This is a genomic window from Enterobacter cloacae complex sp. GF14B (assembly GCF_004136805.1).
GTDB classification, from domain to species: Bacteria; Pseudomonadota; Gammaproteobacteria; order Enterobacterales; family Enterobacteriaceae; genus Enterobacter; species Enterobacter hormaechei_C.
Window position 1 is genome coordinate 42,279 of the sequence record NZ_QFRV01000032.1, and the last position, 9,158, is coordinate 51,436.

The window sequence follows — 9,158 nt, forward strand, 5'->3', positions numbered from 1 at the left end:
GCAATGTCATTGAACATAATGGAAGCATTTGAAGCTAAGCCACAACCAATTGATTACGTCTTGCCTAATTTGGCTATTGGTACTATCGGAGCGATTGTTTCTCCGGGAGGTGCTGGAAAGTCAATGCTGGCATTACAATTGGCTGTGCAGATTACTTGTGGTGTAGATCTTTTAAACTTTGGTGAATATCCGACTGGGTTGGTGGCATATTTACCTGTGGAGGACTCTGAAACCATCGTTCACCATCGTTTATATGCTTTGGGAAAATATCTAACAGCACGTCAGCAGCAGATTGTAGCTGATAAGCTACTGGTCGAACCTTTGGTAGGGAAGTGTCCAAATATTTTCTTGCCGGATTGGAGCAACTTGATCAATGAAGTTTCAAAAGGTAGACGTTTAATAATTTTGGATACTCTTCGCCGTTTCCACCAGGAGGATGAGAATAATAGCGCAGCAATGTCCAAAGTCATTGGAAAGCTAGAAGGTATTGCTGCTGATACTGGATGTTCGATTATATTTCTACACCATTCAAACAAAGGCGCTGCCACGATGGGGGTTGGTGATATACAGCAGGCAAGCAGGGGTAGTAGCGTCCTGGTTGATAATATACGGTGGCAATCTTATCTGGCGGGCATGACCGCCTTGGAAGCGAAGACGTATGGTATTTCTGATGATGTTCGAGGTCAATTTGTTAGATTTGGAATAAATAAAGTAAATTATGGAGAACGTGCGCCAGATCGTTGGTTACAGAGACATGAGGGGGGAGTATTAAAAATAACGGCGCTCAGCTCGAAGAATAATAAAAAGCTTACTAAAGAAAGAACATCTACCTGGAGTGGTGCTGACAATGACAACTGGTAATAAAGTGGCACCCACAAGTACAGCTTGGCAAGCCCGAGTAATTCTGTACCAGCCAAGCCAGCGTCCTAAGGAGGTGAAGGGACAATGGATGGAGACTAGTTTTGGTCGTTGTCGTGTTACCGGACGGCTCGGACAGCGTCATGCCGATATCGTAGAGACAATATTATATGTTGCCGAGCAACGTCGTGAAATTTCTGATGGTGGAATCGAATTATTAGTAGATCCAGCGAAAGTACGCCGAACGCTATCCGATGCACAATACAGTTATGGTCGTATACAGAAATTGCTTTTAGATCTGCGCGTCGCAACAGTTGAAATTATAACGCCAGAGCTGGAGAAAAGCGGCGACTGTATAATAGGGGGACTGATCGATCATGTAGTGCCATCACCTATGACGCGTCCAGATCCTTTGACTGGGGGAGAACGCCGTTTATGGCGTGTCCGTCTGGGTGTTGCATTAGCGATGTTACTCAAAAAAGATTTGCCATTTTATTATCATCCTGGCCCCATAGCTCGGCTACAACATGGTATTAGCCAGGCAGTCGCTCGTCATGTCTTAACCCATAGGAATAATCCTTTAGGAGGGTGGTATATGGATACGTTGATATTAGCAGTGTGCGGTGAAGGAACGAGTAATATGACTTTACGTAACTATCGTCGGAGATTGAAAGAAGATTCCGTGCAATTGCTGGAAATTGGAATTGATTTGAACGGTTCTAGGATAAAACGTGTCACAACGGCCCGATATTGTGTCACAACGGCCCGATAGCGTGTTATAGCGGCCCGGTAGCGTGCTACAGCGGCCCGATTTTTTACTATTCAGCAGTATTTACAGGATCGTTCAGGAACTACAGTCTTTGAAATCACCTGCCTGAGCAGGCGCTTTCAAATCTAGAATCGGCCAAAGGCCGATGGTTGTACGCCAGAAGAAGAGATTACTTACTCGTTTGGTATATTGACACTTGAGGTAGGTTTTATGACATATGAGGTACGCCCCTAGCTTTAGGCATAGGGAGGAAGATTTTAGCCGCTAAAATCTGCAATGCACATGCTTTGACAATGTAAGTAAAAAAGTGCATGAGAAAATAAAAGATTTCTTACAATATATCGAAACATAAATACAGTTGGTGGACGCCCATTTATAACTACTAAAGGTCATTTTCAAAAGGGAGAAATATAGTTTCCTTGCAAGAAACACATTTGCTGCAGATCTTTACCCGAGTAATCCTATATTAATACGCTAAGAAAACACATCCTGTACACTGAAATACACATTGATGTGCACAGATATACTACGGCAACAGGAGGGCAGGACATGTAAAGTAGGCCCACCGCTACGGTGTTCCAACTTTACCACTCCCTATTCGCCGCATCGCGGCTCAAGGGCGTCCTGCTCTGCGAGGCTGCCAGGCTACCGCCTGTATGGAGAGCTATATGAAAGTTACTCAGACTAGAAAAAATAGTACGCCAATAAAAGTTTATTGTTTACCCGAAGAAAAAATTCTCATCCAAGAAAATGCAGAAGCATCTGGATTAAGTGTTGCCTGTTTTGTTCGTAGAGTTGCAATGGGTTATCAGGTTGATTCTATCGTAGATATAAAACAGGTTAATGAACTTAGCCGAGTAAATGCTGATCTTGGAAGACTTGGCGGATTACTTAAATTATGGCTCGCAAATGATCCTCGAACAGTTGATTTTTCACCCACACTGATAAGAACCTTGCTTGCGAAAATAGAATCAACTCGCCAAGAACTAAGGAACATTATGGATAAAATCTTGGATAAATAAATGTGTGGTTTCCTATATACCTGCGTCTGTTAACAGACAGTGTGTTAAATATTACTGAACTGATGAAAAATAGGTGAGCAAATGGATTTAATTTTCCAAGTGGTTTCATTACAAAGAGGGATTTTAGCCGCTAAAAAAGGTTTAATAGTTCCTTTCGTGGCGTCCGTCATGGCATTACCGGTAAAGGCCGGAATTCCCGTTATTGATGGCACTAATGTGGTTCAGACCACAATCAGCGCAGTTAACAACGTTCAGGCTGTGGCTAAACAAATCCAGCAGTACCAGACGCAGCTGCAGCAGTATGAAAACATGCTGCAGAACACCGTAGCACCTGCGGCCTATATCTGGGACCAGGCAAATTCAACAATTAATAAATTGTTGCAGGTGCAGGATACCCTTAATTACTACAAGAATCAGGCCGGGAGTCTCGATGCGTACCTGAAACGATATCAGGATGTTAACTACTACAGGTCATCACCTTGCTTTAACAGCAATGTTGAATGTACCTCGTCTGAAATTAGCGCATTGCGTGAAGCTGAACAGAACAGTTCAGGGGCACGTAAAAAGGCCAATGACGCGCTATTTAAGGTAATTGACGAACAGCAGAACACCCTGCAGAGCGATGCTGATAACCTTGCAGATTTGCAAACTCAGGCAACCGGCTCACAAGGGCAAATGGAAGCTATTCAGGCCGCTACCCAGCTTGCCAGTGCACAGACAAACCAGTTACTGCAAATCCGCTCGCTTCTGGTAGCTCAACAAAACGCTGCGGCAACACTGGCACAGGCTCAGGCCGATAAAGAAGCCCAACAAATAGCTGCTGATGAGAAAGTATTAGCTGGACAGAACACACCAAGCCCGAAGCGAATTTGGTGAGGAACAACTGAATGAAAAATAAAATTATGATGGTTTTTATTCTAATCATTTCAATGATTATATGTTCTTGCGAAAAAAACGATAACGTTTGCTCATCGACGCCAGATAATAAATTTGATGCACATAGATCCGATAAGTGTGCATTGCGTAGTAATAACAATCCAAGCCCTAAACGAGAATGGTAATCATGAAAATAGTAAGTAAGCTCACCTTTTTAGGTATCATCCTTTTCTTTTCTATAAATGCCTATGCTGGTCACTTAGATAGTAGCGGGCTACTTGATATTTTATTAGATAAGTTTCAACAAGTAGCCAGTACATGGACAACAGTAATTGCTGACTATGCAAATTGGCTCTTCTGGGGGCTGGTATTAATAAGTATGGTTTGGACATTTGGTATGATGGCGATGCAAGGGGAAGGGTTGACAGGCGTACTTGCTGAAATAGTTCGCTTTTTTGCCGTCGTTGGTTTTTTTTATTATCTTTTAATCAACGGCCCATCCATATCGCAATCCATAATTAATTCAATGAGACAACTTGCAGCAAACGCGTTAGGAATAAGTACTGGTATTTCTCCATCAAGCATAGTTGATATGGCGTTTGCGATATTAACAAAGGTCAGTTCAGCCGCATCAATTTGGTCGCCAATGATATCCACCATTATGATAACAGTCGCGATAATCGTTTTGGTAGTGATGTCCCTTATAGCGATAAATATGCTAATCATGTTGGTTTCTGCATGGGTGTTATGCTATGCCGGAGTTATATTACTTGGGTTTGGTGGTTCGAAATGGACCTCTGATATAGCAATTAATTACTTACGAACTGTTTTATCGATTGGCATTCAATTATTCACGATGACATTAATTATTGGGGTTGGACAATCATTTATAGATCAATATTTTTCTCTTATTAAAGATGATGTTCCTGATCTTAATAGTCTTATCGTTTTGCTTCTGGCGTCAATTATCCTGTTAGTATTAACGAATAAGCTACCACTGTTGTTATCAGGTGTTGTAGGAGGGGCTTCTTTACAAGGGATTGGTGGATTTGGGGCGGGTATGATTACCGGCGCAGCCACTACTGCCATCAGCGGTGCTGGAGCAATGGCAATGGGGGCATCAGCTCAAGTCAGCGGTGGAGCCTCTGCATTAAAGGCAGCGTTCGAGTCTGCGCAAGCTGCCATGGCCGAAGAATCTGGTTCAGGAGGTGGAGGCGGTTCCGGTGGCGGATTTGGCGGCGGGGAAGATACCGGTTCCGTAGATACTTCTGGCGGCCAACCCTCAGGCGATTCCGGTGGTTCGTCTGCTGGGAGCTGTTCAGGTAGCGCCAGAGGAGGAAGTCAGGGGTTTGCTTCATTCTCACGAGCTGGCCGCATGGCAAGCCATATGGGAAGCAGTATGGCTAACGGAACTGCTGAATACCAGACAATGAAGCGAAGTAGCGATGCTTCTCGTGTCCAACGGACAATTGGAGGGGAGTTGGCGACTCAGATACGTAAACAAACAGCTACTCGTCGGGATAACCTCGACCATGATGATTTTGCCGGAGATAGCTTATCCGGCAATAATAATTCTTGAATCAAGCGCATCAGTTTACGGGGGAGCGCGAGCTGACGCTTCCACTGAGCGAACTTTACTTCTGCAACTCAAAGGAAAAACTATGTCCAAGACTTCCGATTCACGGTTACGCAATGAGGGCTTTCGTAAAGCAGAGGCTTCCCTGAGACTTGAAGGAAGGGACCCCAGTGGTACGCCACTGTACGAGTCCATTAAGGCACGTATTATTTCAGGTGAGCTGACGTATGAGCAGGGGCGTTCAGAGATTCTTGCATACTACACAAAAGCAGATACTGACGGGCCTGTGACAGTGGGAGAGATGCTGGTAGAGGAATTTTTAAAACCGCTGAACATGTCTCATGATGAACTGGCGGAAGCTATGGGTATTTGCAAACAGGATGTTGACGATATTATCTGCGGTTTGCGTCGTGTTACGGATGATGAGGCTCGCGTTCTTGCTACCATATTTGGTACCGATGTGGATTTTTGGAGCAACCTGCAGGAAATGCAATACAATCAAGAGAAATGATGTAAGGTATCGAGTCGCAATTACCTTAAACCTCAACTTTTCAGAAGCAGATTTTACTTTTTCTAGTGTTTTTTCTGAACGCCACCTAGATCGAGACAAAACCGCTGGTCTGCAAATAATCTTCAAGCATTTTAGTGACGAAGCTGCTTTTTTTAAAAAATGTATCGATTAGTCTCTAGGGTAGGGCACGATCCATATGCCCCCTGTCGCGATGACTCAATCCGCGGCGACTAAAGCTTCCTTAGCCAAGCGTTGCATGTTCAATGAGCGGGTGTTCAGACCGGCCTTGGCGAACCGGTAGCGCATATAAGCGGAGATATCACTCTCGTGCGAGGAAACGATCAACTGGCGATTGCTGAACTCACAGCGAAGAAGGTCAGTCAAAGAGGCGATATTCACCTCATCAAGCGACTGGGACGGGTCATCGATCAGAATCAGTGGTACGTTTGAGTAAACCCGATTCAGGGAAAGAAAAAAACCTAGACTGAGCGCAGATACTTGGCCGGAGCTCATTGATAGAATCGCATCATACTCGGATTTTTCGGCTGTAAGGAACCTGAGTTCTTTGCCATCCTTGCTTTCAATGAACAGACCTAAACCACGCTGATAGTTTTGGATAAGCCGTCCGCTATATATATGGAAAATCAGTTCAATTTCAGCAATTGTTTGTTCTGAGTAGTTGCGTTCTGTTTTCTCAAGAGTAGCCTTTAGGTTATTGACTTTTTCTTTAGCTATCTGTGCTGCTTTAGTTTCATTCTTAATGATCTCTAGCTCATTAAGGCATTGTCTGAGCCTTTTGCTTTGTGCCTCGTTTGCTTTAGCTGAGATATACAGTTCTTTGTCTTTCAACAACTGAGGTTCAACAATATAGAAGTCCTGCAGCTCTTTAAAGACAGCCATGATGACCTTTCTCCAATCTTGGGGCAAAGGTTCTGTCTCAGCTGTTTTCTGGCTTCTGATGAAAGCTGTAAGAGACTGAATTCTCGTGTCCACCTCCTCCTCATTTTCGGAGAACGAATAGTTTAGTTCTACACCTAAAGTTTGAAAGTTGGAGACGAGTTGGTTAATAGTAGGCAACCGAGCTTTATCGCGGAGCAGTGCGTTGTGTAAGACGCTGTTGTAGTTCACGGATAGCTGCGCTTTCAGACTCTTAAGTTGAGCATCAATTATGGCCAGCTCTGTAGCCATTATTCCTATAAGAGTTAACAGAGTCTGGCCATCAGCGTTTAATGCGTCATTGATTTGCTTTGATCGGTATTCAATCTTTTGCAGCATAGTGTCATGGGATTGCCAGTCTGCACCACACAGCGGACAATCCTGAGCGTCAGGAAAGAGTTTAGTATGCTCAGTAACTAGTTCTGCTTTTAAACGATTCAACTCGGTTGCAGCGTTGGTATTAGAGTTGCTCTTTTCTTGAAGTGAGTCACGGATAACTATTTGCTCAATAAACCATTCCAAACGCCCTTGGGCCCATCCACTAAGACTCCTGGCCTCATCTGCATTAATGACTGTTGCACCACGTTTTATAATTCCTTCACGTTTGAGCAGTTCATTCAATTCTTTTTTAATGGCTTCAAGTCCATCCAGCTTGTTTAAATCATTGCCAAAACGTGCTAAGCTTTTTATTGAATCCTTGTTAAGTTCAATAAAATTTTCAATCGATTCATTTTTATCTCTTATCTGTATTGCACTCTTTAGCAGAGCCAGCCTTTGAAGACTGTGGATATTTTCAATGTATTCTCTTTGGATTTCTGTAGAGTAGGTGGGGAAGGGATTCTCTTTGTCCCACCCTGGTTGCAGCACTGAGGTGGAGATTTTTTTGTATCCAATTGATCCCAAATCAGCTTGAATCATTTTCTTAAGTGAACTGGCCTCTATTTCTAACCTTGATAAATCTGCAGCACGCTTAGGATCGCCGATGAACTTTGTAAGCCGCAAGGCGATAGTTTTGCAGTTATCAGTCTCTGCCTTTATGTCACTAATATTAAAGAGATTGTTCAATGCCTCTTTACGTTTGTCTACTCGCGTATGCAGGAGCTGATTTTGGCCCTGCTCCAAATAATTTAAAAATGAAAAGTTCTCTTTGAAGTTTTTTCCGAAGAGTGTCTCAATGAAGTTTTCGTCGCGGATATTTTCTGCTACATAGCTGTTTGAGGTGAACTCTGGGAGCTCGTAAAGAGTAAAGTGGGTAAATTGGTCCGCTCTATTATTTGACTTCTCGTTAAAGTTTGAGGCGGGAGTATGTCTTGCTAGAGTAAGCCTCCTCGAACCATTAATAAACTCGATTTTGATTGCAAGGTCATTATTGCCTGAGCGATTATTCCAAAGAAGATTATCTTCATAATTCGTTCGTTTTCCTATCATTAAGGTTGAAAATAGATGGCAGATTCGTTTTATTCTGCCAGTTAACAATAGCTCAATAGCATCGAATATGCTAGTTTTGCCAAATCCATTGGGTCCATCCAGGGTCAAAAGTGATGCTCCCCCGAAATCCAGATGGATTTTTTTGAAAGCTTTAAAACTTGAAATCTCAATTTTGGATATTTGCCAGTTCATCGCTAATCAGTTCCTTGATCAAATCTTCTGCATTTAATTGGCCGTGTTTTTGTATCGTCTTATACGTCTTAGTAAGGTCGGCTTCAGCCACAGCTTCCTCAATTTGCAAACGAAGTGGAACTAGTTCCACTTTATTAATATTAAGTTCCAAAAAAGGCAACTTAATGAATATTTTGGCAACTGCGCTATATTTAGTTGCTGATGTAGGTTCTTTTTTGTAGGCATCGAAGTGCTTTTTATCTGAAATTAATTCATTTAGGTTGGTGAAATTTAATTCTTTTATGGCTTCAACTTCTGTGTCGCTATAGTAAAGAACATATTTTTTGTAGAAGTGCGGATCTTCTTCGATTTCAAAAATCTGTTCTTCATAGTTTTTGAATTCGGCCAACTTATCGAGATGATGGATACATATTAAATCGCAATTCTTTTTAAATGCTGGATCAGATATAAATGCCACAGGTGCGGACTGGTTGATGGTTGCATTAAGATCACCTGGCTTCATTAGATTATCTAACCTGTGCAAGACTGCAAATCGTATCGCTGTACCATTCTCTCGAACATAGAAGCTTGTTGTATCATTCTCATGTACTTTGAGGAAATTGTGTGCATCTAGGGCTTGATGTATGAGGTTAATAATCATTTAAGTCGGGCCTCTGCGTCTTCTTTTGTTAAAATACTAATGCATAAACTTTTAGTAATGTTGCTATCGATGCGATCTTGATCATCGATGCAAGTTATATCGGAGCAATTAGTATAATTAGTATCAATTGTGAAACTCTCATTAGCCTTGGCTGCAATAAGATTATTGAATTCGAATAAAAGCCTGCCTAGATCGTCGTTGTTTTTTATTTCTGCGATAATATGGTAATGACTCCAACTTATTGATAGTGTTTTATGTTCAGATAATGCCCGATGACTTTGTCATGCAGCTCCACCGATTTTGAGAACGACAGCGACTTCCGTCCCAGCCGTGCCAGGTGCTGCCTCAGA

General features: G+C 42.6%; 9 protein-coding genes. 6 read left to right on the top strand and 3 right to left on the bottom strand.

The window, feature by feature from the left end:
- The first annotated feature begins 3 nt into the window (after positions 1 to 3).
- From DD606_RS12455 to DD606_RS12480, 6 genes are all read left to right on the top strand, one after another.
- On the top strand, positions 4 to 861 hold the full coding sequence (locus tag DD606_RS12455; RefSeq protein ID WP_028120224.1) for a helicase RepA family protein: 858 nt from the start codon (positions 4 to 6) through the stop codon (positions 859 to 861).
- Positions 848 to 1,630 carry a hypothetical protein gene (locus DD606_RS12460; RefSeq protein ID WP_050868168.1) on the top strand — a complete coding sequence of 261 codons (783 nt, stop codon included), beginning with the start codon at positions 848 to 850 and terminating at the stop codon, positions 1,628 to 1,630. Before DD606_RS12455 ends, DD606_RS12460 begins: the two co-directional genes overlap by 14 nt.
- Positions 1,631 to 2,295: 665 nt before the next feature.
- On the top strand, positions 2,296 to 2,649 hold the full coding sequence (traJ, locus tag DD606_RS12465; protein ID WP_001588179.1) for a conjugal transfer transcriptional regulator TraJ: 354 nt from the start codon (positions 2,296 to 2,298) through the stop codon (positions 2,647 to 2,649).
- A gap of 81 nt (positions 2,650 to 2,730) precedes the next feature.
- Positions 2,731 to 3,525, top strand: coding sequence for a P-type conjugative transfer protein TrbJ (gene trbJ / locus DD606_RS12470; RefSeq protein ID WP_129258709.1), 795 nt, complete (start codon positions 2,731 to 2,733; stop codon positions 3,523 to 3,525).
- Positions 3,526 to 3,712: 187 nt separating this feature from the next.
- Entirely contained in the window at positions 3,713 to 5,104 is a 1,392-nt protein-coding gene (gene trbL, locus DD606_RS12475; RefSeq protein WP_129258711.1) for a P-type conjugative transfer protein TrbL, read from the top strand.
- Between the two features lie 82 nt (positions 5,105 to 5,186).
- Entirely contained in the window at positions 5,187 to 5,612 is a 426-nt protein-coding gene (locus DD606_RS12480) for a HigA family addiction module antitoxin (RefSeq protein WP_129258713.1), read from the top strand.
- A 216-nt stretch (positions 5,613 to 5,828) separates the two neighbouring features.
- On the opposite strand, the gene DD606_RS12485 is transcribed toward DD606_RS12480, so the two are convergent.
- The 3 genes from DD606_RS12485 to DD606_RS12500 all read right to left on the bottom strand — a co-directional run.
- On the bottom strand, positions 5,829 to 8,168 hold the full coding sequence (locus DD606_RS12485) for an AAA family ATPase (protein ID WP_129258715.1): 2,340 nt from the start codon (positions 8,166 to 8,168) through the stop codon (positions 5,829 to 5,831).
- A complete protein-coding gene (locus DD606_RS12490; RefSeq protein ID WP_129258716.1) occupies positions 8,143 to 8,808 on the bottom strand; it encodes an ABC-three component system middle component 1 in 666 nt (221 codons plus the stop codon). Before DD606_RS12490 ends, DD606_RS12485 begins: the two co-directional genes overlap by 26 nt.
- Positions 8,809 to 9,046: 238 nt before the next feature.
- Positions 9,047 to 9,158 (bottom strand): IS1 family transposase (locus DD606_RS12500; protein ID WP_001691633.1); only part of this gene is annotated, 112 nt, incomplete at its 5' end.